This is a genomic window from Methanobrevibacter sp., from assembly GCF_015062985.1.
Taxonomy (GTDB): domain Archaea; phylum Methanobacteriota; class Methanobacteria; order Methanobacteriales; family Methanobacteriaceae; genus Methanocatella.
In genome coordinates this window covers 1-22,837 of sequence record NZ_SUTI01000004.1, presented here as the reverse complement: position 1 = coordinate 22,837, position 22,837 = coordinate 1, and the positions used below count along the sequence as shown (strand labels likewise).

At 36.7% G+C, this 22,837-nt stretch carries 29 protein-coding genes; 22 read left to right on the top strand and 7 right to left on the bottom strand.

All coding sequences use genetic code 11. The features are described from left to right. Together E7Z77_RS02765 and E7Z77_RS02760 are read left to right on the top strand one after the other, a co-directional pair. Positions 1 to 645 (top strand): HAD family hydrolase, encoded by a 645-nt coding sequence (locus tag E7Z77_RS02765; protein ID WP_292749930.1) that lies wholly within the window; start codon positions 1 to 3, stop codon positions 643 to 645. Between the two features lie 21 nt (positions 646 to 666). Further along, positions 667 to 1,020, top strand: coding sequence for an arsenate reductase family protein (locus E7Z77_RS02760; protein WP_292749927.1), 354 nt, complete (start codon positions 667 to 669; stop codon positions 1,018 to 1,020). A gap of 16 nt (positions 1,021 to 1,036) precedes the next feature. On the opposite strand, the gene E7Z77_RS02755 is transcribed toward E7Z77_RS02760, so the two are convergent. Then, entirely contained in the window at positions 1,037 to 1,879 is an 843-nt protein-coding gene (locus E7Z77_RS02755; protein WP_292749924.1) for a pyridoxamine kinase, read from the bottom strand. Positions 1,880 to 2,381: 502 nt separating this feature from the next. Here E7Z77_RS02755 and E7Z77_RS02750 point away from each other — a divergent pair. The 5 genes from E7Z77_RS02750 to E7Z77_RS02730 all read left to right on the top strand — a co-directional run bounded on the left by E7Z77_RS02750 (position 2,382) and on the right by E7Z77_RS02730 (position 6,363). After that, complete coding sequence (locus E7Z77_RS02750; RefSeq protein WP_292749922.1) at positions 2,382 to 2,753, top strand: helix-turn-helix domain-containing protein; 372 nt, start codon at positions 2,382 to 2,384, stop codon at positions 2,751 to 2,753. Positions 2,754 to 2,869: 116 nt separating this feature from the next. Next, a complete protein-coding gene (serS, locus tag E7Z77_RS02745; protein WP_292749919.1) occupies positions 2,870 to 4,147 on the top strand; it encodes a serine--tRNA ligase in 1,278 nt (425 codons plus the stop codon). A gap of 78 nt (positions 4,148 to 4,225) precedes the next feature. Further along, complete coding sequence (locus E7Z77_RS02740; protein ID WP_292749916.1) at positions 4,226 to 4,858, top strand: flavodoxin family protein; 633 nt, start codon at positions 4,226 to 4,228, stop codon at positions 4,856 to 4,858. After that, complete coding sequence (locus E7Z77_RS02735) at positions 4,855 to 5,460, top strand: flavodoxin family protein (RefSeq protein ID WP_292749914.1); 606 nt, start codon at positions 4,855 to 4,857, stop codon at positions 5,458 to 5,460. The genes E7Z77_RS02740 and E7Z77_RS02735 overlap by 4 nt, the downstream gene beginning before the upstream one ends. Positions 5,461 to 5,589: 129 nt before the next feature. Further along, on the top strand, positions 5,590 to 6,363 hold the full coding sequence (locus E7Z77_RS02730) for a hypothetical protein (RefSeq protein ID WP_292749912.1): 774 nt from the start codon (positions 5,590 to 5,592) through the stop codon (positions 6,361 to 6,363). A 68-nt stretch (positions 6,364 to 6,431) separates the two neighbouring features. On the opposite strand, the gene E7Z77_RS02725 is transcribed toward E7Z77_RS02730, so the two are convergent. Further along, complete coding sequence (locus E7Z77_RS02725) at positions 6,432 to 6,917, bottom strand: DUF308 domain-containing protein (protein WP_292749910.1); 486 nt, start codon at positions 6,915 to 6,917, stop codon at positions 6,432 to 6,434. Between the two features lie 60 nt (positions 6,918 to 6,977). Between E7Z77_RS02725 and E7Z77_RS02720 the strand changes: the two genes are divergently transcribed. Together E7Z77_RS02720 and E7Z77_RS02715 are read left to right on the top strand one after the other, a co-directional pair. Further along, positions 6,978 to 7,493: a nitroreductase family protein gene (locus E7Z77_RS02720; RefSeq protein ID WP_292749907.1), complete on the top strand. Its 516-nt coding sequence runs from the start codon at positions 6,978 to 6,980 to the stop codon at positions 7,491 to 7,493. Next, positions 7,480 to 8,646, top strand: coding sequence for a MalY/PatB family protein (locus tag E7Z77_RS02715; protein WP_292749905.1), 1,167 nt, complete (start codon positions 7,480 to 7,482; stop codon positions 8,644 to 8,646). Before E7Z77_RS02720 ends, E7Z77_RS02715 begins: the two co-directional genes overlap by 14 nt. Here E7Z77_RS02715 and nudC read toward each other — a convergent pair. Further along, positions 8,643 to 9,440 carry an NAD(+) diphosphatase gene (gene nudC / locus E7Z77_RS02710; RefSeq protein WP_292749902.1) on the bottom strand — a complete coding sequence of 266 codons (798 nt, stop codon included), beginning with the start codon at positions 9,438 to 9,440 and terminating at the stop codon, positions 8,643 to 8,645. The two genes, E7Z77_RS02715 and nudC, sit on opposite strands and share 4 nt — an antisense overlap. Positions 9,441 to 9,514: 74 nt before the next feature. On the opposite strand from nudC, the gene E7Z77_RS02705 reads away from it, so the two are divergent. The 4 genes from E7Z77_RS02705 (at position 9,515) to E7Z77_RS02690 (ending at position 12,465) form a co-directional block, all read left to right on the top strand. Beyond that, on the top strand, positions 9,515 to 10,015 hold the full coding sequence (locus E7Z77_RS02705; RefSeq protein WP_292749899.1) for a ferritin: 501 nt from the start codon (positions 9,515 to 9,517) through the stop codon (positions 10,013 to 10,015). Between the two features lie 40 nt (positions 10,016 to 10,055). After that, positions 10,056 to 10,709: an adhesin gene (locus E7Z77_RS02700; RefSeq protein WP_292749896.1), complete on the top strand. Its 654-nt coding sequence runs from the start codon at positions 10,056 to 10,058 to the stop codon at positions 10,707 to 10,709. Positions 10,710 to 10,989: 280 nt separating this feature from the next. Beyond that, positions 10,990 to 11,973 carry a beta-ribofuranosylaminobenzene 5'-phosphate synthase gene (locus E7Z77_RS02695; protein WP_292749894.1) on the top strand — a complete coding sequence of 328 codons (984 nt, stop codon included), beginning with the start codon at positions 10,990 to 10,992 and terminating at the stop codon, positions 11,971 to 11,973. Positions 11,974 to 12,009: 36 nt separating this feature from the next. Beyond that, complete coding sequence (locus E7Z77_RS02690; protein WP_292749892.1) at positions 12,010 to 12,465, top strand: hypothetical protein; 456 nt, start codon at positions 12,010 to 12,012, stop codon at positions 12,463 to 12,465. A 68-nt stretch (positions 12,466 to 12,533) separates the two neighbouring features. On the opposite strand, the gene E7Z77_RS02685 is transcribed toward E7Z77_RS02690, so the two are convergent. From E7Z77_RS02685 to E7Z77_RS02675, 3 genes are all read right to left on the bottom strand, one after another. Beyond that, complete coding sequence (locus E7Z77_RS02685; RefSeq protein WP_292749890.1) at positions 12,534 to 13,277, bottom strand: SDR family oxidoreductase; 744 nt, start codon at positions 13,275 to 13,277, stop codon at positions 12,534 to 12,536. A gap of 181 nt (positions 13,278 to 13,458) precedes the next feature. Beyond that, complete coding sequence (locus tag E7Z77_RS02680; protein ID WP_292749887.1) at positions 13,459 to 13,899, bottom strand: acetolactate synthase; 441 nt, start codon at positions 13,897 to 13,899, stop codon at positions 13,459 to 13,461. Continuing rightward, the gene (locus E7Z77_RS02675; RefSeq protein ID WP_292750159.1) at positions 13,900 to 15,201 is read right to left on the bottom strand and encodes a phenylacetate--CoA ligase; all 1,302 of its coding nucleotides are present in this window, start codon (positions 15,199 to 15,201) and stop codon (positions 13,900 to 13,902) included. A 214-nt stretch (positions 15,202 to 15,415) separates the two neighbouring features. Here E7Z77_RS02675 and E7Z77_RS02670 point away from each other — a divergent pair, with 214 nt between their 5' ends. The 4 genes from E7Z77_RS02670 to E7Z77_RS02655 all read left to right on the top strand — a co-directional run bounded on the left by E7Z77_RS02670 (position 15,416) and on the right by E7Z77_RS02655 (position 17,538). After that, complete coding sequence (locus E7Z77_RS02670; protein WP_292749884.1) at positions 15,416 to 16,126, top strand: DUF2162 domain-containing protein; 711 nt, start codon at positions 15,416 to 15,418, stop codon at positions 16,124 to 16,126. Between the two features lie 16 nt (positions 16,127 to 16,142). Beyond that, positions 16,143 to 16,787: a MotA/TolQ/ExbB proton channel family protein gene (locus tag E7Z77_RS02665; RefSeq protein ID WP_292749882.1), complete on the top strand. Its 645-nt coding sequence runs from the start codon at positions 16,143 to 16,145 to the stop codon at positions 16,785 to 16,787. A gap of 7 nt (positions 16,788 to 16,794) precedes the next feature. Further along, complete coding sequence (locus tag E7Z77_RS02660; RefSeq protein ID WP_292749881.1) at positions 16,795 to 17,115, top strand: DUF2149 domain-containing protein; 321 nt, start codon at positions 16,795 to 16,797, stop codon at positions 17,113 to 17,115. A 105-nt stretch (positions 17,116 to 17,220) separates the two neighbouring features. Next, positions 17,221 to 17,538, top strand: coding sequence for a transcription factor S (locus E7Z77_RS02655; RefSeq protein WP_292749878.1), 318 nt, complete (start codon positions 17,221 to 17,223; stop codon positions 17,536 to 17,538). Positions 17,539 to 17,667: 129 nt separating this feature from the next. On the opposite strand, the gene E7Z77_RS02650 is transcribed toward E7Z77_RS02655, so the two are convergent. Beyond that, entirely contained in the window at positions 17,668 to 18,072 is a 405-nt protein-coding gene (locus E7Z77_RS02650; protein ID WP_292749875.1) for a DUF4405 domain-containing protein, read from the bottom strand. A gap of 286 nt (positions 18,073 to 18,358) precedes the next feature. On the opposite strand from E7Z77_RS02650, the gene E7Z77_RS02645 reads away from it, so the two are divergent. The 5 genes from E7Z77_RS02645 to E7Z77_RS02625 form a co-directional block, all read left to right on the top strand. Continuing rightward, positions 18,359 to 19,423 carry an NAD(P)-dependent alcohol dehydrogenase gene (locus E7Z77_RS02645; RefSeq protein WP_292749873.1) on the top strand — a complete coding sequence of 355 codons (1,065 nt, stop codon included), beginning with the start codon at positions 18,359 to 18,361 and terminating at the stop codon, positions 19,421 to 19,423. 147 nt (positions 19,424 to 19,570) lie between these two features. Next, entirely contained in the window at positions 19,571 to 21,127 is a 1,557-nt protein-coding gene (locus E7Z77_RS02640; RefSeq protein ID WP_292749870.1) for a ClC family H(+)/Cl(-) exchange transporter, read from the top strand. Further along, entirely contained in the window at positions 21,128 to 21,628 is a 501-nt protein-coding gene (locus E7Z77_RS02635) for a nitroreductase family protein (protein ID WP_292749867.1), read from the top strand. Positions 21,629 to 21,734: 106 nt separating this feature from the next. Then, on the top strand, positions 21,735 to 22,484 hold the full coding sequence (locus E7Z77_RS02630) for a Cna B-type domain-containing protein (protein ID WP_292749865.1): 750 nt from the start codon (positions 21,735 to 21,737) through the stop codon (positions 22,482 to 22,484). 139 nt (positions 22,485 to 22,623) lie between these two features. Beyond that, on the top strand, positions 22,624 to 22,837 hold a 214-nt coding region (locus E7Z77_RS02625; protein WP_292749862.1), incomplete at its 3' end, for a methenyltetrahydromethanopterin cyclohydrolase.

Genomic DNA, 22,837 nt, shown 5'->3' with positions numbered 1-22,837 from the left:
ATGAAAAAACTTGCAATTTTTGATTTTGATGGAACGCTTTTCAATTCTGTTGATGATGTGATGGCCTGTTTCAACCAGGCATTGACGGGCAATGGCTTTCCCGCCTTGACTTACGAAGAGTTTGTCGAGAGGCTTGGTGGAAATATTGATGAAATGGTTTCTCTAATGCTGAAAGACCAAAATACTTCCGACAATATCGAAATTGTAAAAGAGAGTTATGGAAAGTTGTATGCAGATTGCCCGAAGGAAAAAAGTCTGCCGTTTGCCGGAGTGCATGAAGTCTTAAGGCAGTTGCAGGACAAGGGGGTTTTGCTTTCGATAAATTCCAATAGAAAAAACGATTCGATAAAGATGTTCATTGAGAGATATTATGATGACATAGATTTTCTAGCTATTGAAGGCCACAACGAGGACTATCCTTCAAAGCCGAATCCCTGTGGTGTCAATAAAATAAGGGAAAAGCTTAATGTATCAAGGCAGGAAACAATATACATCGGCGATTCATCAACCGATATAAGAACATCCCAAAATGCTCAAATTGATTGCATTATTGTCAAATGGGGTTATGGAAATCATGAGGCCTTTGAAAGTGATTATATTATGGGAGTTGTCGAAAAGCCGTCTGAAATACTTAAGTATTTTTAAGTTGAAATCAAAGTATTAATCATGTTATTCGTAAATTATCCTAAATGCTCAACATGCAGAAAAGCTAAAAACTGGCTTGACGAACACGGTATTGAATATGAATCAAGGCATATCATAGATGATAATCCCTCTTCAGAAGAATTGCGCGAATGGTGGGGAATGTCTGATTTGCCTCTTAAAAGATTTTTCAACACCAGCGGCATGAAGTATAGGGAATTAAAATTAAAGGATAAGCTTCCGGACATGTCCGAAGATGAACAGCTGGATCTTCTTGCCACTGACGGAATGCTTGTAAAAAGGCCAATCCTAGTCGGTGATGATGATGTTGTTTTGGTCGGCTTTAAAATTAAAGAATGGGAAGAAAAATTACTATAATCTTCCTTTTAAATATTTATTTCATTAATTCCGGAATATAAGGAATTACTCTTTCAAATTTGACTCCATAGCTATGGCTTGGGTCATCAATTGTTTCTTCCAGAGCTTTTTTTGTGAATTCGCCTGCAACCTTTGCGGAATCTTCAGGTGATTTGCCGCTTAATGTTGCGCCTACGAAAGCTGAAGCGAAGACATCGCCTGTTCCGTGGGATACGTGATCCACCTTGTCATTGAATACGAAAGTTGGCTCGGATGATTCATCCTTATCCAAAACAATCATTCCCAATTTGCCCTCTTTGTGAGTGTCTCCTTTAAGGATTACGTGTTTTTTTGTGAATTCGGAAAGCTCATTTGCAATTTCCAACATTTCTTCTTTTGTAAACTCTTCCTTCCAAGGCTTATGCAATAGGTAGCATGCTTCTGTTGTGTTTGGAAGAACGTAATCTCCTATTTTACAGAGTTCACCCATCTTATCAGCGAAATCTTGGTCAAATCCGTTGTAGAATTCTCCATGGTCAGCCATTGCCGGGTCGACAAATACCTTTCCGTCAGGTTTTAATCTTGAGTCTATGATGTCTTTGATATATTCGAACTGTTCTATTGAACCGATGAATCCTGTGTATATTGCATCGAAAAATATCTCTTCTTGTTCCCAGTGTTTTAGGATTGCAGGAAGGTCTTCTGTTAGGTCTCTAACTGTATATCCTGTAAATCCGGAGGTATGTGTGGATAAAATTGCAGACGGCAGTACTGCTGTTTCTATACCGAAAGCGGAAATTATCGGTAGTGCTACTGTTATTGAACATTGGCCGTAACAGGATATGTCCTGAATTGTTAATATTTTTATTGTCTCTTTCATTTTTTTCAATCCGTTTTTTTATACAAGTATATATATTTACAGTTGATAGATATTATTTTTTCTATTTTTTTAGATTTTTTTAATTAATTTTACAAAAACATACCTATCATATAACGATAGTTATTTTTTATATTTAAACTTTTCCGGATTCCTGTTTATGAGGTCTTAAAAAATAGTAAAGAATAGAGATGGTTTGAATTTTTTGATTAATTTAAAGGGATTTTTAAGTTGGATTGTAAGCTCAATGCTTTTCAAAAAATTCTTTTGAAATCCCATGGTAATTGATATATGTCATGTTTTTTTGAAGGAAAATGGTGGACCATGTTCATTCATAATTTTTTGATTTAGCCATCTCTTAGAAAGTGCAATATTGCGCTTTCACTACAAAATTAGGTAAATCCTATTTAAAAGCTTTTGGTAACCATTTGCTCACCATGACAGTAAACTTTATATATATAAAAAATAATTATTATTAAGAACTTAAATTATTGGAGGGGTTTTCATGAATGTCAATAATCAATTGAGAAATTTCCCAATAGATAATGTGATTCAGCTAATAAGAAAAAAATGGGTCGTACAGATCATCAATGATTTGTTTTTTGGAAAAACTCGTTTCCATGAATTTAAAGAAGACAAACCTAACTTGTCCAACAGGGTATTAAGCAGTTGCCTTAAGGAAATGGAGGATAATGGGTTAATTAAACGTATAGCCGACAAATACGATAAAAAGAATGTAAGGTATTACCTGACTGAAAAGGGCAGGGCATTAAACAAGATAATCTATGAAATGGCAATATTCAGTGTAGACAATGAAAACTACACAGATCAAACCAAAACCGAGCTGAAATCAGTTTTCAGAGAAAAATTATTATAGGCGAAATGCACATTAGAGTTCTTTGAACTCTAAAAACTACTTTTTTTAATACATTAACTTTAAAAAATAAGAAATTCATATTTATATTTGTATAAAATATTTTAGGGGACAAAATATTGTTAGATATAAAATTATTCAGAGAAAATCCTGAAATCGTTATAGACTCTGAAAAGAAGAGATTTAGAGATACAGAAAATGTAGAAAAGGTAATAGAATATGACGCCTTATGGAGAGAAGGTGAAAGAAAACTTAATTCTTTAAGATCCGAGAAAAATAAATTATCCAAATCATTCAAAAAAGCAAAAGAAGAAGGCAATTTGGAAGAAGTCATCAAACGTTCCAAAGAGGTCGCTGCAGAAATTAAAGAGCTGACAGCCAAAAACGCTGAATATCTTGAGCTCAGGGATGAGTACAGATATAAGGTTGGAAACATCATTGATGAGGATGTTCCTATTTCAGACACAGAAGACGACAATGTAGTGGTCAGGACATTCGGCGAAAAGCCCGAGTTCGATTTCGAAGCATTGAATCACGTTGATTTAATCAATAAAATTGATGGAGCAGACCTTGAGACTGCTGCAGAAATCGCAGGAGCCCGTTTCTACTACTTGAAAAGAGATATCCTACACTTGAACCTTGCTTTGATTCAATTTGCACTTTCCGAACTTGAAGGAGAAGGATACATTCCGATGCAGACACCGTTCTTTGTAAAAGGTGAAGTTGCAGCGGAAACCTCCGAATTGGGCGAATTTGAAGAAACATTATACAAAGTTGAAAATGAGGATCTCTTCCTGATTGCAACTGCAGAGCAAACCCTGGCCGCACTTCACAGGGATGAAATCATCAATCCGGATGATTTGCCTTTAAGATACTGCGCACTTTCAACCTGCTTTAGAAAAGAGGCAGGATCCCACGGAAAGGATACTCTTGGAATATTCAGGGTTCATCAGTTCGAAAAAATCGAACAGTTCATTTTCTCAAATCCGGACGATTCCAAAAATCAGCATGACAAGCTGATGGAAGTTACAGAAGGAATCTATCAGAAATTAGGCCTTCCATATCAGATTATAGCTATCGTATCATCAGCATTGAATGATAATGCTGCCATCAAATATGATTTGGAAGCATGGTTCCCTGGTTCAGGCACTTACCGTGAATTGGTTTCATGCACAAACTGTAAGGATTATCAGGCACGTAAAACCAAAACACGTGTTGGAAGGGCAGGCTCCGGTGATGCACAAACCCTGCACACATTAAACAGTACCGCAATTGCAACCGAGAGAACTATGTGCTGTATTCTAGAAAACTATCAGCAGGCTGATGGTAGTGTTAAAGTTCCTGAAGTGTTAGTCCCTTACATGAATGGAAAAACAGTTATTGAAGCTAAAAAATAGCTTCAAATTTTATCTTTTTTTTTTAAATAATTTAAAATTTTAAAAAATAATATATAACTCTTATTTTAATCTATTATTATGAAAACAATTGTCATTAATGCGAGTCCAAGAAAAACATGGAACACTGCAGAAATCATGCAGTCCGCTCAAAAGGGTGCTGAGTCTGTTGGTGCCGAAACTGAATATTTCAATTTATATGATTTGGTCTATACAGGCTGCAGAAGCTGCCTTGCCTGCAAATTGAAAGAGAAGACTAAGGGCAAGTGCTATTGGAGAGATGATTTGACAGAGGTAATAGATAAGATTCTGGATGCAGACTGTCTTTTAATAGGCTCACCGATTTACTTCGGCCAGCCTACAAGTCAATTCAGGGCATTAATCGAAAGGCTTATTTTCTGCATAATGTCTTATGATGACGGATCCAGCTATTTCACAGGCAAGGTCAATGTCGGAATATTCTACACCATGAACGCTCCAATCGAATTTTATGAAAATTCCATGAAGGACAGCCTGGCAACTACTGAATATCTGTTTTCATTCTTGAATGGTGAAATTGTAACCTATCCTGTTTGTGACACTATACAGGTTAGCGATTACTCAAAATTCAACATGGCAGGGTTTTCACAGGAATTAAAAGAAAAGCAATGGATTTTGCAGTTTCCAAAAGACCTGGAAAAGGCTTTTGAGATTGGAGCGGAGCTGTCAAAATGAAGACTGTTGTAATAAATGCTGATCCTAAAAGAAAGGAGCATAATGCACAATTGATGCAGTCAGCCATGAAAGGTGCTGAATCGGTTGGTGCAGATGTAAAATATGTTGATTTGTATAAATTGGATTTGTCCGGATGCAGGATTTGCAGGATATGTAAAAATGATGAGGACACATGCAAATGTTATTGGAAAGATGAGCTTTCTCCACTGATTGAAGAGATTCTGAATGCTGATTGCCTTTTGGTTGGGGCTCCAATTTTCTTTTCAAGTCCTTCAAGCCATTATATGGCTTTGCTTGAAAGGATGATATATTGCATCGTTTCATATAAGACAGGAAACAAGTTCAAGGGCAAGGTAAATGTAGGGCTGTTCTATACCATAAACTATCCTAAGGATTATTTTGAAAAGTCCGTCAGACCCCATCTCAAGCAGTCTGAAGATGTTCTTAAGATGCTGAATGGAAAAGTTGTCGTTGATTCTTTCAATAAGATAAGCAAAAATGATTATGCTAATATGGATGAGGATTCCATTAAATCTAAAGAAGATCAGTTTGCCAGGGATTTAGAGAAAACTTTTGAAATTGGTGCTGATTTAAGCCAGTAAAATCCAATTATTTTTTTAAAATTTTTATGTATACATTTTTTAAAAATGAATACATTTATATACTACCTCTTCACAATATTTATTTGTATACAAAATTCTTTTTTGTAATACAAAAAGGATGTGATATAAATGACAGAACAAAAAAGAAATAGAAGATTTGAATTTGGAAACGAAAGATTCGGGGGATACTATACTCCCGGCGAATTTGAATTCAATTTTCCAGAGGATATGACCCGTGAAGAGTTTGAAAAAATGTTTACATCCAGGATGCATGCTCTTCACAAAAGGGGTAATGATTTTGCAGAGGAATTCTTTGATAAAAAATCCAGAAAAGAAAACCTAAAGCCTTTAAGCATTCGTGTAAAACCTCACACCAAGGAATTCTTCAAAAACAGTTCCATATTATCTCCAAGAGATGTTCTGGAAATCTATGAAAACTTCAACAACGGATCTGAAGCATTCATCAATTCCCTGCTTGAGGATGAAAAGCAGCTTGAAAAGGAATTGGCTGAGATTCAGGAAAAACTGCACAATGCAAGGCTTTTCAGAGATAAGCTATCTGAAATAGAACCTCAAAATGATGTCTTAACCGATGAGGACAAGCTCATTAAGCTACAAAATAAATATGAAAATAGCGAAATAAAAAGCATTGGGAATGAAACACCATTGAAAAAGGCTAAATGTGATATTGTAAGGGATATCCAAATCTATAACACATTGGACGTTAGCTTTTGGAAAAACCAATATCTGGTAATTACAGTTTATACCAATGCACAGCCGATTGTGTATTATTTCAAAAATGAGTATTCTCAAGACAATATTTCCGAGGTCATTGAGCATATCAAAGAATTCTGTGGAAAAAACGACATTGATTTTAGAACTATTGAAAATCAGGAAAATTAAAAAAAGGTTTGAAGTGTGTTGATGTGAATTCTCACACTTCAACAATTTTATCTATTTTTAAAACGCTCCTAGTCATCAAGAAGATATGCGATACCTTCAAGTATCAAGACGATACCGATGATGATTGCAAGGTATATTGGGTTGTTAGCCGCAAATACTCCAAGAGCGATTGCAACAATACCCATCAATAGGACAAGTATTGATGTGAAGTTTGAAATCTTGGTTACTTTTGATGTTAATCCTGTTATTCCGAATACTATCATTATGAATCCGACAATATAGAATTGGAAAGCAACAAGGAATGATATGGCATTAATGTAGAATATGAATAGCAATCCTAGAATGATTGATATAATTCCAATAATGATAATAGCTATTGCAACTTCTTTTTGCTCATCTTTTAAGTTATATCCCATTAATGCTGCGGAAATACCGAAGAACACTAAACTTAAACCAACAATTATTGAAACCAATCCTGTTGAAAACATTGGGAATAAAATAAATATCAAACCGATAATAAGAAAGAATATTCCTGTGGCTTTTTCATTATTCATTAATTTCACCTCCGTTTATATAAACTAATTATTTATATGATAAAGATATTATTTAAAAATATGTCTGATTTTGAAGAAATAATTAATACCAGAAGAAGTATCCGTGTATATCAGGATAAGGAAGTCGATGATGATGATATTTTAAAAATCCTAAAGGCTGGAATGCAAGCGCCAGGATCAAGACTTGGCGCCGAACCCTGGGAGTTTGTAGTCATCAAAAATAAGGAAACTCTTTTGAAATTGTCTGAAATAAAACCTAGAGTCAAAACAGCACCTGTTGCAATTTTGCTTGTAGCCAATATCGAAAGGGCATTCTATAAGGCCCATTGGCAGCAGGATATGTCAGCAGCAGCTGAAAACATGTTGCTTGAAGCAGTCAATCTGGGTTTGGGCGGTCTTTGGAATGGTGTTGCACCTACAGAGGATACAATGGAAAAGGTAGCTGATCTGTTTAACTTGGATAATGTTGACCATGTCCCATTTTGCGTGATTACCTTGGGTTATCCTGCCGACGGATGGGAAAACAAGTTCATGGACAAGTTTGATGAAAGCAGGATTCACTATGAAGAATACTAAACACGACTTTCAAAGCATAACAGATAGGGCAGGAACCAATTGCCTGAAATGGGATTATTTCAATGATGATCTGCCGATGTGGGTAGCCGATATGGACTTCAGGGTGGCTCCCGCAATTGAAAATGCCGTCAAAAACAGGGCAAACCATCCGATATACGGATATACCATTGTTCCGGATGAGCTGTTTGACGCTTACATTAACTGGTGGGACAGGAGATATGACTTGAAGATGTCCCGTGAAGAAATGGCTTATTCGATAGGGGTAATGCCTTCAATCTCATCAATGATAAGGTGCCTGACGGATGTTGGAGATGAAATACTAATCCAGTCACCGGTTTATCACGTATTTTTCTATGTCATTGAGGACAATGGCCGTAAGGTTTTGGAAAATGAGCTGATTTATGAAAACGGTGAGTACAGAATTGATTTTGATGATTTGGATGAAAAACTGTCAAAAGTAGGGTTGATGATTCTGTGCAATCCCCACAATCCAATCGGTAAAATCTGGTCAGAAGGTGATTTGACCCGAATAGCTGAGCTATGCAGAAAGAATGATGTGATTTTAATATCTGATGAGATTCACTGTGACCTGACAGATCCCGGCGTCAAATATAATCCATTTGAAGCGGATGAAAATGTCATCAGATGTCTCTCCCCGTCAAAATCATTCAACATTGCAGGTTTTCAAAGTTCAATAGTCCACACAACAAGCAGCGAACTTTTAGAAAGGATAAAATCACAGATGCACATTGACAATTCGGATTCATGTAACGTTTTCGCAACGGCAGCAGTAATTGCAGCATATGACGAGTCTGAAGAATGGCTGGATGAACTTAGGGAAGTTTTATATGAAAATAAGATGATTGTCAGGGATTATCTGGCCAGTGAACTGCCTGTAATCAGAATGGTTGAATGTGATGCGACATACCTCCTGTGGCTTGATTGCTCTGCATTAAATGTGCCTTCAAAGGTCTTGTCGGAATTTTTAAGAACAAATCAGGGATTGTTCCTGTCTGCCGGAATCGATTTTGGGGAGAATGGGGACGGATTCCTGAGGATGAATATAGCATGTCCTCAAAAAATGCTGATGGATGGCCTTGGAAGACTTAAGGGAGGAATAACAGCTTTAAACATTATAAAAGGTTCTTTTTAATCAACAGAATCGATGAAATCCTGAATCAGCCAGTCTGAAATGCTGATGTCTGATTCGTATCTTATGATTTCATCTTTTTTAAACCATTGAGCCCTTACTATTTCATCACCATCTACCTTTATGTCTCCGGAATCATAGTCTGCATTGAATCCAAGCATCAATGAGTTTGGAAACGGCCATGATTGGCTTCTTCTGTATTTTAAATTCTTGATTTTAATGCCCACTTCCTCCAGAACTTCACGATGGACTGCCTCTTCAATGCTTTCACCGGGTTCCACGAAGCCGGCAATCAGCGCGTATCTGATATTGTCATGGTAGCTGTGTTTTGCCATAAGCAGCTCATCGCCTTTTCTGATGGCCACTATGATTGCAGGAGCGATGCGGGGATAATGGTTTTGTCCGCATTCAGGACATTTCATCATCATGTCCTTTTCATCCAGTCGGGTAGGTGTTCCGCATCTTCCGCAGAACCTGTGTGACCTGTACCAATCGTTGACAAGTACTGCCTTTCCCGCTATATGGTACAGGTCATGGTTAAATTCATATACTTCATATAACGGATAGAATGATTCTTCAGTTTCAACATTCGCGACAAATGCCCTTTTACCTTTATAATCTCCTATGTAAAAACAAAAATTAACGTTAAAATCGTCCAATGATTCCGGTAGCTTTTTTTTATCATTGAGATATAGTTCTCTGTTTTCATTAAAAACGAATAAATAATCATCACTGTCAGGAGTAATGTTTTCATCAAAATGGATATCGTAATTTTCATAAAGTGACTTTTCTATCATGTAAGGTTATATGTCTTTTAATTTACTTAAACTATATAAGAAATTAGAAACTAAAATTATAATGGTGATATTTAATGGTATCTGAAAATATGGAAAAAGCATTAAACGGTCAATTAAATGCTGAAGTTTACTCTGGATATTTATATTTATCCATGGCAGCTTATTTTGAAGATGAAGAATTAGCAGGATTTGCTAACTGGATGAGAGTTCAAGCAGCTGAAGAATTAGAACATGGAATGAAATTCTATGATTACATTATCAGAAGAGGAGCTTCTGTAACTTTAACTGATATTGAAGGACCTCAAACAGAATGGGATTCTCCACTTGCTGCATTTGAACATGTTTTAGAACATGAAAAAAAGGTATCCGGTTTAATCGACGATTTAGTTAACTTAGCTATTGAAGAAAAAGACCATGCAACCAACAACTTCTTGCAATGGTTTGTTGAAGAACAAGTCGAAGAAGAGGAAAATGCAATGGAATTAGTAGCTAAAATTAAATTAGCTGATGGAGACAACAGATTAATTTATGAATTAAACAAAGAATTAGGTGCACGTGCACCATCCGATGACTAGATTCAATTCTAGTCTCAACTTATTTTTTTTTGGTGTTGATATGAACTATCCTGATGGCCCTACCAGCGAAGCTCAAGTAGATTCAACAAGGTATGAATCCAAATTGATTGGTGAAAACGAATTAGGCAGAGTATACCTTCACGGTCCTTTTGGAAATGTTGAATCCGAGATTAAAATAGCCTTCCTGATTGGAATGCATCCGCTTGAAAGCAAATCTCACAGGGCATTGTTTGAAAAACTGAATTCCAAAAGCGATTTGAAATATTGCTACTTCCTTTATAATATCAATGTTTCAGACAAGGATTCGGAAAGTGAGGGAAGAGATGAGGGACAGCTCTTGGCTCAGGAATTTGTTCGCGATGAAATTATCAACAATGAATATGACTTGTTTTTGGATATTCACTCCAACCGCGGTTCCAGGGGGCCGGGCGATTATCAGATAACCAATTTTGCATTCGCTCCGGGATTTGATGATGAATCCTCAGGATATATGAATGAAATAATTGATTCCATTGATGAAATTGTTTATTATGCGCCAGAATTCAGGTCAAGCCCTCCTTACATTACAGAACCTACCGCCAATGCGGGAATTCCAACTATTGTTTATGAATGCTATTCATTTGAGGCAATGGATTTGACATTAGCTCTTGCGGAAAAATTGATTGATGCGGTTGAAGGACTGTCTTTTGACTGATTAAAAAATAGAAATGAGAACTTTGCGTTCTCAAAATTTAAGTCCGTATATCAATGCTATAATCAACGGTATAATCAATGTCAGATATACTGTTGCAATTGTTACATCGATATCAAATATGCTTTTTGGAATAATTTTTTTTACATCCATACAGCTATTTTGTTGCAACTTATATAAAATGTTATTTATTTTTTTTAAAGTTCATTTGAAATAATATGAAAAGCTTTATTATACTTTATATACATATTTTTATAGGAAAATTATATATGGATGTGAAAAAATGATTATCAAAGCACCTTCAAGAATACATATGTCCCTTATTGACTTGAACGGGTCATATAGAAGAGTCGATGGTGGAATCGGTCTTGCATTAAAAGATCCACAATTTATTATGGAAGTTGAGCAAATTGAAAGTGGTATTGAACTTGAATTTGCAGATACTGTAGACGATGAGGAAGCTATTTTAGAATGCAGCGAAAAGATTCCTGCTGCAGCTGAAAAAACAATTGAACATTTCGGCATTGATGCCGGTTTCAAATTTATAGTTCATCAGACTTATCCTCCGCATTCCGGATTTGGAAGCGGAACTCAAATTGCCGTTTCTACCGCTCACTTAATTACAGAAACAATGGGCATCGAAGCGGAAAGTAAAGAACTTAGTACAATTGTCGGAAGAGGAGGAACTTCCGGAATTGGAACTTACACTCATGATTTAGGTGGTTTCATTGTGGATGGTGGCCACAGTAAAGAGGAAAAACCTTTATTTTTACCGTCCGGAGCATCTAAAGCAAAACCTGCAACATTGATTGCAAGGTATGATTTCCCTGAAGAATGGGATATTCTTATTGCCATTCCTTATATTGAAAAGCATATGGAAGGTGACGATGAGGTGGATGTTTTCCAAACATACTGTCCTATTCCTAAGGAGGAAGTCGAACAGGTATCTCATCTGATTCTAATGAATCTTATTCCATTCATGCTTGAAAGGGATATCAAAAACTTTGGCTGGGCTGTAAGCGAACTGCAAAAAGTTGGTTTCAATAAGCTTGAACACAGTCTGGATGCAAGCTATCTTCCGACCATGAAAGCTATTGAAGATGCTGGAGCATATGGTGTAGGTATTTCATCATTCGGACCTGTTCTATACACAGTATTTGATGAATCAAATGCTGACATTGTGGAAAAAACCAAAGAAATAATCGGTGATAAGGGTACTGTCTTTGTTACCAAAGCACAAAACCACGGATTTGTTATTGAAAAATAATAATCCTCTTCTTTTTTTTTTAATCAGAGTGATTTAATGAAATTCAGATATTTTGGCATAATTTTAATGAGCTTGATATTTTTATTCTCAGCATCTTTTGTCTGTGCAGAGGAATTCGATTTGTCAGGTTTCAGCTTTGAAGTTCCTGAAGGATACGCTATAAATGCCACTTCAGATAATTCGACTACGCTGGTCAATAAAAACAGTTCAAATTACACAATTTTCATATATCCTGACAATATGGATGCTAAAAGCGCTAAAATCAGCAGGCAAAGTGCAGGATTCAGCTTCATTTCCGAAGAGAATTACACAAATGAGAACAACATCACAATAAATCAGCAGAATTATATGAAAAACGAGTCTTACTTCTCATTTTATTCATTTAAAATTAATGAAACATCATTTCTGATAGGATATACTTTTCCTATAGATGACAGCAATACAGGAAACGCAAGCAATCCGGTTGAAAGTATTCTAAAATCAATCAAGTAAAAAATAGTTTTTTTTTAAAAAAGAAGATTAGATGTTGAATCTAACCTTCCTATTGTTTTTAAACATGTTTAAATTTCGAATCCGCCATCACATTTGATGATTTGACCGTCTAAGAAAGTACATTCATCACTTGCTAAGAATAATGCTAATTCAGCAATGTCTTGACCTTCACCGCATCTTTTTACAGGGCATTGGTCAATCATGTTTTGCAATGCTGCAGGGCCACCGATACTGTCTACCATAGCGGTGTGGATAAGACCTGGTGCGATACCGTTACATCTTATTTCAGGACCTAATTCCCATGCCATGGATCTGGTTAATCCCATCATAGCATGTTTACTGTCTACATATGCTGCAAATCCGTGGTGAGCTCCGAAGGATGCTACTGAACAGGTGTTTACGATGGTTCCTTTTCCTTTTTCTTTCATTACAGGTGCAACGAGTTGTGTTAAGATTAATGCAGAGGTAACGTTTACATTGAATACTTTATTCCATTCTTCAAGAGTTACGTCCATTAATGGGGACATGCTTAATACACCTGCATTGTTGAAGAGAACATCGATTGTACCATATGCTTCCATGGTTTCTTCATAGATTTTTGGTACTTCATCCAAGTTCGCCATATCTACGATAACATAGATTGCTTCGCCGCCAGCAGCTTTGATGTCGTCTACAACTGCAGCTGCTCTTTCTTCGTTTCTTCCACAGACTACTACTTTTGCACCTTCAGCTGCAAATAATTTTGCTGATTCTCTACCCATACCGGAAGTTGCGCCGGTTACAATTGCTACTTTACCGTCTAGTTTTCCCATTTTATCACCTTTTATCAACATCATGAAAACTCATGAATGTAATATATTTTATATTTTTGAATATATTTAAATATTTTCAATTAAAATTTAATATGCTTAAATGTTATTCAATATTTGGAAAATTTAAAAAATGAATGTTTAAATGGTCAGGTTGTTAAAAAAAAGAAATGAAAAGAAGTTTTTATAAATTATAAACTTCTTCAGCAGGAACAATAGTAATATTGTTTTTTGTTAGTATTTCAGTTAGTAAATCGATGTCGTCTGCATGGAGCAATAAGATAGCCTTATTTGTTTTGTCATGTGTAAAAGCATAGAGATATTCTAAATCAATTTCATTATCTCTGATTATTTTTAAAACGGTTGTAAGCCCGCCGGGTGCATCACACATTTCAACACCGATGATTTCTGTAATCTTAACAAGGAAGTTATGTTCTTCAAGAACTTCTTTTCCTTTTAGGGGGTTGTCTACAACAAGTCTTAGGATACCAAATTCGGAAGTGTCTGCCATGCACATTGCCCTGATGTTAATGTCAGCTTCAGACAACACTTCCAACGGTTTTGATAAACTTCCCATTCTGTTCTGTAAAAATATTGATAGCTGTTTGATTTTCATGCGTATCACCTAATGCAAGTCCCTTTCATCTATGACTCTTTTTGCCTTTCCTTCAAATCTTGGAAGGGTTTTCGGTTCGACGAGGGTAACTTTCACGCGAATTCCTGTTTCGTTTTCAATTGATTTTCCGATTTTGTCCTGGATTGCCATCATTTCTTTCACTCCGTCAAAGAAGAGGTTCTGTGACGCTTCCACTTTGACTTCGATTTCATCCAAGGTTCCAGGTCTTGTAACTATAATCAAATAATGAGGCTCAACATCACCGATTCTAAGCAATGCTTTTTCGATTTGGGATGGGAAAATAGCTACGCCTTTAACCTTAATCATATCATCGGATCTGCCTGTAATTCTGCTCATTCTTGCATGGGTTCTTCCGCAGCTGCATTTTTCGTATGTAATTTTGGTCAGGTCTTTTGTTCTGAATCTGATGACAGGCATTCCTTCTCTTTCAATGTTGGTCAAAACAAGTTCTCCAGGTTTATCTGCTCCTATGACTTTGCCGGTGTTAGGATCAATGATTTCGGGATAGTAAATGTCCTCTGCAATGTGGAGACCGTTTTGAGCTTCACATTCTACGGCAACACCAGGACCCATGAGTTCAGTCAATCCGTAGATGTTGTATGCTTTGGTTCCGAATATCTCCTCTACCCTTTGTCTGATTTCTTCGGTCCATCCTTCAGCTCCAAAACCGATTGCTTTGATTCCGAATTCCTTTGGATCGATTCCGTCTTCAAGAGCAACCTCTCCGATGTGTATTCCGTAGGATGGTGTAAAAATCAATCCGGTAGCTCCGAAATCACTCATGATTTCGATTTGCCTTCTGGTCTGTCCTGTAGAGATTGGAATGATTGCGGCGCCGATTTTATGACATCCGTAATGGACTCCAAAACCACCTGTAAACATTCCGTATCCGTGGGTGTTCTGAAGGATGTCATTTTCGCCGAGACCCATCATTGTAAGACCACGTGCTGTTGTTTCTGCCCATGTGTCCAAATCCTTTTCTGTGTATCCTGAAACTACAGGCTTTCCGGTGGTTCCGGATGATGAATGCAGCTCCTTGATTTTGGATATGTCCACTGCGAAAAGGCCAAACGGATAGCTTTCACGCAAATCGTCCTTTGTAATAAACGGAAGCTTTTCAATATCCTTTAGGGTTTCAATATCTTCCGGGTAAACTTCAGCTTCACTGTACCTTTTGTTGTAGTAAGGTATTTTTTCAAACGCCCTCTTCACTGTCGCTTGAAGCTTCTTCAGTTGCAATTCTTCAAGGTCTTCCCTTGACATTGTTTCAATTTCTTCATTCCAATACATTTTTTGCCTCATTTCATCTTTAATGTAACTACTTTATTTTTTGTATACCTTAAAAGTTACCCTAATTGTGATGTATATAATATTTAAATCATGAAATGGAATATATTATTGATGTTTGCATTGTTGCACATCGTCATTATAAAATTTATATACTTTATTAAAGTAATATTAAATTGTAAATTTATAAATGTTATTTGATTATGGGGAAATTGATATGGATATGATGAGTGTTTTATGGCAGGTAGGTATTTTCGCGTCAGTCCTCGTTTTTGGAATAAAGATTGGGCTGGCATCAGGATTGGCCAATTTGCCTAAAAAGTTATTTGCAGCAATCTGCATTGCTTATGGTGGAGGAGTTATTGTCATTTCAGCAATTGCTTCACTGTTCGCTGACCAGTTGATTCAGGCGATTTACAGTTATAATACAATATTTTATATTATCATGGCTTCAATCATGATCATTGCAGGTTTGTTCACAATAAGAGAATGGAAGATACATGATAAGAATACGTCAACTGCCACTTCTCTGGCAATCATTGCTCCTTGTCCATGTTGTTTTGGTTCAATTATTGCAAGCGTTTTGATTGTTGCACCAACCATCGGCGTCAGCTCACTGAATCTGAGCTGGTATGCTGCTGCGGCATTGGTTGCTGTCATGATTGTAACTTACTTTGCATCCAATTTCATAGTGAAAGTTATTGATACTCCTTACCCTATCGTTTTGGGAAATTTCATGCTTTTGCTAGGTGCATATTTCTTGCTTTCAGCAATTGTAATTCCGAACATTGCAGGAGCCTTAACAAAAACTACAAGCCCTATTACTATTGGTTCCCCTCAGGACATACTTATGATTGTTATAGCATTTGCAATTCTGATATTTGGTGGTATGGTTTTAAATAAGAGGGGCAGAAGCATTTTAGAATAAAATTAGGTGAAAAGATATGGCTTTAAATATTCCAGGTGGAGAATTTTTAACAGGTTCTCTTGATGTAATCTCACAGAGTTTAACAATTCCGGTATTGATTATCCTTTTGATAATCGTTATCATTTCAATCATAACTTTGGGTGGAGCTATTGCCGAGTATACCTCAAGAAGAAAGGTTCCTGTTGGAACTATCAGAGATTTGATTTATGACATCAATTCAGCCGAATCAACAGAAGCATTGAAAAACGTTATTTCCAATGCAAAGATTCCAAAATCTCAAAAGAAGGTTTTAAATGAAATTGCATCTTCTGAGGCATTAGGCCAATCTTCAAGAGAAGCCTTAGCTCGTAAGCTATTTGAATTTGAAGAAGAAAAGACTATGGATACTTTACAAAAGACCGATATTATTACCCGTATCGGACCGACCTTGGGGTTAATGGGTACTTTGATTCCGATGGGTCCTGGACTTGCGGCTTTGGGAGCAGGTGATATCAATACCCTAGCAAGTTCATTGACCGTTGCGTTCAACACAACCATTGTAGGTATTGGTTCAGGTGCATTATGTTATGTTATCGGAAAAATCAGGTCCGGATGGTATGACAGATACTTATCTGATTTAGATGCTTTAATCGATGCTGTCTTGGATAAAATGAATAGATAGTGATTTTATGGTAAGAAAAAATGGTAGAAGACGGTCTAAAAGGGTTGAAGAAGACCCTATGGCAGGTACATCCAACCTTGTGGATGCAATGTTGGTTATTGCTGTAGGTTTTCTCGTTTTTGTTATCATAAGCTGGAATATGCAGGCAATGATAGACCCTGATCAGAACATACATGACCAAATGCAGCAGAAGATGACCGAAGTGGACCAAGGTCAACAGTTGAATGAAACTCCGGATACTTCAAACAGTACCGGTCAAGGCTATACCGAGATGGGTAAAGTATACAAGGACCCTGCTACGGGCAAGCTGATAATGGTGGAAGGTTAACCCTTTCACAACAAAACTTTTTTTTCAAACTTTTTTCCAATCGAATATTTTATAAACTACTTTTACTAAACTAATACTTACGAATTTTTAATGGTGTTTAATAGTATGGAATTCTGTCCTAAATGTGGTAAGATGTTAATGCCCAGTAAGGGTAAGATTAAATGTAGATGCGGCTATGAAAAATCCCTAAAAAAGGAAGATTTGGAGGAGCAATATCATATGCAGGGGGAGACAAACCCCGAGGCAAAGGTTATTGTGACAGACAGGAACAACGTAGCTCTGCCGACTACAAAGATAACCTGCTATAAGTGCGGCGGAACAAAAGGCTACTGGTGGACAGTTCAGACAAGGTCAGCTGACGAGGCTCCGACCAATTTCATAAGATGTGCAAAGTGCGGAAACACATGGAGAAGTTCCAACTAGAAAATTTGAAGTTCTATTTAGAATTAGAAACGCCATACATTTTAGACGATTTATTTTTTCCATTCATGAATATTAATGCGTTATTCACATAAAATATGTCCAAGCAATGCAGTATTCAAAAACTGAAAATCAATGTAATTTTTTAATTTCCCTTAATAATTTTTTTCGGGTAGTAAGCAGATGAAGTCCTAAAAATATTAGGCTGATGATTGAAGAGGATTTATGGATATGTGAAATTTTATGATTACCAATTGTTAAATTTTTCAATGATTTTTGGCTGGAACAGATGCCTGAAATGATTGTTACTGATAAAGAAATCAACAATCCGATGTTTATGATAAGGTCGATGGTTCTTTTAAGAGTGTATTTCCCTTTAGGTATTGCTTTAAAATAGTTTTTATTAAATTTTACATGTAATATAATTAAAAATATCAATCCTATCCCAATTATTTCATGGATTAAAATTGGAAGGCTTACAAATTCCAATATGATTGCGATGCCCATTAAAATGTCTACAGTAATCTTTTTCAACAAATCATCCCCGTATGAAATATTTATTTGTCATTTTATTTATATTTTTTAGTCATGCCTAAATATTTTTTCAGATGATTTGTTTAATGTAATGTTTTTTTGCATGTTCGGAAGGGATTGGAGAAACTTGTAAATGCATTTATATTCAAATTCAATTCACTGAATGTTTTTCATTAAAATGTCAATATTTAAATATTTTTAACGGTATAATATAGATTACAGGTAATATTATTTCAATATTATTTGAGATGATGTGCCTTTCTAAAAAATTTTTTAGGAGATAAATAAAATGAGAGGACTTGCAAGAATCGATCAAGATGTAATGGACTGGGTTGAAAAGGATAAACCGGAATGCGGACCATATGATGCTATTGTAAAACCAATTGCACTTGCACCATGTACTTCCGATGTGCACATCGTTTGGGGAAATGCATACATGAGCGATGCACCAAATCGTATTTTAGGTCACGAAGCTACAGGTGTTGTTGAAGAAGTCGGAAGCCATGTAAAAGACTTCAAACCTGGAGACCGTGTAATCGTACCTGCAATTACTCCAGATTGGCTTACAGTTCCAGGACAAACTGGATTCGGTCAACACTGTTATGGAATGGGTACCGGAATGAGCTTCATCACCTTTAAGGACGGAGTATTCGCAGAACATTTCAATGTAAACCAAGCAGACGGTAACATGGCACACTTGCCTGACAATGTTTCACTTGATCAAGCAGTAATGATATCAGATATGATGACAACAGGTTTCTACGGAGCCGAACTTGCTGAAATCAAACCTGGGGACACTGTAGCAGTATTCGGTATCGGTCCTGTCGGACTTATGGGTGTTGCAGGAGCACACTTCATGGGTGCATCAAGAATTCTCGCTGTAGGAAGCAGACCTGTATCCGTTAAAGTAGCAAAAGAATACGGAGCATCCGACATTGTTGATTATCATGATGGGGACACAGTACAACAAATCATGGACTTGACTGACGGAAAAGGTGTAGATAAAGTAGTTGTCGCCGGTGGTGGCGCAAACACCGTAGGAGAAGCACTTGAAGTTCTCAAAGTCGGTGGTGTTTTAGGTAATGTAAACCACTATGACGGTGTTGCTGAAGTACCTTTACCTGCACTTGCATGGGGAGCAGGTCTTGCAGACAAAACAATCCGTGGTGGAGTATGTCCTGGTGGACGTGCAAGAATGGAACAACTCGTAAAATTAGTTGAATATGGTAGATTCGACTCAAGCAAATTGATTACCCACAGATTCACCAACTTCGACGACATTTACGAAGCTATGATTATAATGAGGGACAAACCACGTGACTTAATTAAACCTGCAGTTATTTTAGATGAATAGAGCTATAATCAATTTTATAGCTTCTTTTCTTTTTTTTTTAAAGTTATTTCCATACCATCACACTGATTTGGAATTCAATGCAATTCATATGATATTCCATATTCATTTGAAAATAATTTATATGATTATGTCATAAAGTATTATGTAATGAAAACTCTTGAAAAAACATTGAAATCTGTTGTTGAAAATCCGAGATATATTTTCCGCTTGACCGTTCAGGGTATAATGGTAGGTATATTTGCAGGATTGATGGTATGTCTGTATCGTTTTTTACTTTACGGTTCGGAACACGTTTTAAGAGAGTATTTAGCTGTAATTAATGGAAATTTAATTTACACAATTCTGTTTTTCATTGCCCTTGCCGTCATGGGGCTTTTGGTGGATTTGCTAACTAAATGGGAAGTTGATTCTGCCGGAAGCGGAATACCTCAGGTCTATGCAGAGGTAAAGGGACACATGGAAGCCAATTGGGCGAAGGTTCTCTTTTCAAAAATTGTAGCCGGTGTGCTGACTGCCCTCGGAGGACTGTCCCTTGGTCCTGAAGGCCCTTCAGTTCAAATCGGAGGTATGGCAGGAAAGGGTATAGCCAAACTTTTCAAGGGATCCAAAACCGATGAGCTAAGGCTGATTCTTGTGGGTTCTGCTGTAGGTATTACGGCAGCGTTCAATGCGCCTCTGGCAGGTGTCATCTTTGTTTTCGAAGAAATCAATCACGGGTTCGACAAGACTTTGGTTTTCATTGCACTTGTTTCGGCTATCGTATCTGATTTCATATCAAAAGTCATCTTTGGCCAGTCTACAGCATTGACATTTCCTATTCACAATATTCCGCTTGAATCCTACTGGATTTTAATTGTCTTAGGTGTAATAATCGGTCTTTTGGGCTATGTTTACAATGTGGGAATGATAAGGTCAAGCGATATTGTAGCAAACCTGAAAATTCCGTCATGGCTTAAGTTCGTACTGGTATTTTTGATATCAGGCGTTGTGGCATTGACAATTCCTGAAATAAGTGACGGGGGACACTTTATGATGGACATGCTGGACATTGCCATGCCGTCACTTGGAGTTCTGGTGTTGCTTTTGGTATTGAAATATCTGTTTTCAATGTTTTCATTCTCATCAGGTGCTCCTGGAGGCATATTCCTGCCGATATTGGTATTGGGTGCTTATATCGGTGCGGTATTCGGTTCAGCAATCGTTCCTGTATTCGGGTTCGAGCATGACCTGATTTATAAGTTCGTAGTCATTTCGATGGCAGGATTTTTCGCTGCGACAGTAAGGTCCCCTATTACAGGGGTTGTTCTTATAGCTGAAATGTGCGGTTCAACCGAATCTCTGGTGGCTATGATTATCGTATCATTAATAGCTTATGTTGTGCCTACACTTTTGGGAAACGAGCCGATTTATGAATCATTATATGATAGATTATTATTGAATAAAAACAGGGAATTTGTTAAAAAACCTTCAAAACATGTCTTGTCAGAGTATTTGGTTCCGCTTGACTGCAATTACATCAATTTTAAAATCAAGGACATTCCATTTCCAAAAAATGCAATTGTCGTATCAGTAATAAGAAACGGAAAGTACATTATTCCGACTGATGATTTCCATATAAACTATTCCGATCAGGTTCAGGTCTTGACGGATGTCAATGATTATCCGTTTGTAAAAGAGGAAATCGAGGAGCTGTTTGGTGGTTAGATGAGCATTATTTTTAAAAGAAAAAGCGTTCGCAAGTTTAGGGATGAAAAAGTTGACGATGAGATAATAATTAGGCTGCTGAAGGCAGGCATGCAGGCACCGTCATCGTGCAACTCACAGCCATGGGAATTCATAGTCATATCAAAACCTGAAGACAAGTTGGCAATTTCTCGGATGCATCAATTCGCAAAGCCCGCAGCCAATGCTTCACATCTGATAGTCACGCTTGGCAATTTAAATGAGGCAAAAGTAATTCGGATGATTGAACAGGACCTTGGAGCCTGCAATGAAAACATATTGCTTCAGGCGACTCATGAAGGTCTTGGCGCCGTGTGGTTGGGATTTCATCCAATTGAAGACAGGACATTGAAACTGAAGGAATATCTGGAAATTCCCGATTATTGCATACCGTTTTCCGTCATATGCGTTGGATGGCCTGCACAGGACAGGGAAGTGAAATTGAGATATGATGAAGACAAGGTTCACTATGACAGATATTGAATATTAATGAGAGATAACATTTTTTCTATTTTATCCACATTTTTGCAATATATTTAAATACATTTTTTATACAAACCATTATTATTGTTAAATGGAGGTTCAATTTATGAATAAAAGGATATTTGCAATATTTTCAATAGCAATTTTCCTGATTGTTTCTATAGGTATTATTTCAGCTGCAGACACTCAAGATGATTTAAGTGCTGATGCTGATGCAGTCTCAAATTCAAAGGTAATTCCGGTCAAGATAGTTTGGGATGACGCCGCAAAGACCGGCGCAAGACCGGCTTCAGTAACTGTAAATCTTATTAAGGATGGTGCAGTTGTTGATACTGTAACTTTAAGTGAATCCAATTCATGGTCAGCGACTTTCAAGGCACAAAGTGCGGATGGAAGTTTCAAGGTTACTCAATCAGGCAGTTTAGTGGATTATTCTGTCTCCATCAGTGGCAGTGTAGATAATGGCTTTGTAATCGTTAATCAAATTAAGGCTGATGCCTTAGGTGCAAGCGAAAATGAGGTTCCTATAGCTGAAAACGCTTCTGGCGATTCAAATGCTACAGATGATCAGGTTTCAAATGACACTGCTGAGACTAACGCAACTGATTCTGATTCTAATGCTACCGATGAAAACAGTACAGATGACTCTAACGCTACCGATGGAAATTCAACTGTCGATAACAAGACTGACAATACTCCTGCTAAAAAACCGGTAAGCAAGGAACAAATTAAACAGGTAGTTAAACCTATCAATGTTACAAAAACACAATTGAGAAATACAGGCATTCCTTTACTAGTTCTGGTTGTTGTAGCATTTGCAGCAGTTTTCGTACCGTTTTCAAGAAATAAAAAATAAGTAGATGAATGTCTCATCTACATTTTCTTCTTTTTTTTTAAATTTCTTTAATTCATTTAGTCAAATATAAATAATAATAAATATAAATTTTTAATCAGTAACTTAAAAGTTATAAGTTAGAATATTATGAGGTTAAACTATGGTAAGTGTAAACATAGAAGCTAAAAAAACCGTAGATGTAATGATTGAAAAAGCAGATGAATTAAACATCGCTGTAGAAACTTTAGACAATGGTGCTACTGTTATTGACTGTGGTGTTAATGTAGATGGAAGTTTTAAAGCAGGAGAACTTTATACTAAAGTTTGTCTTGGTGGACTTGCAGATGTTGGAATTTCAATTCCTGGAGATTTAT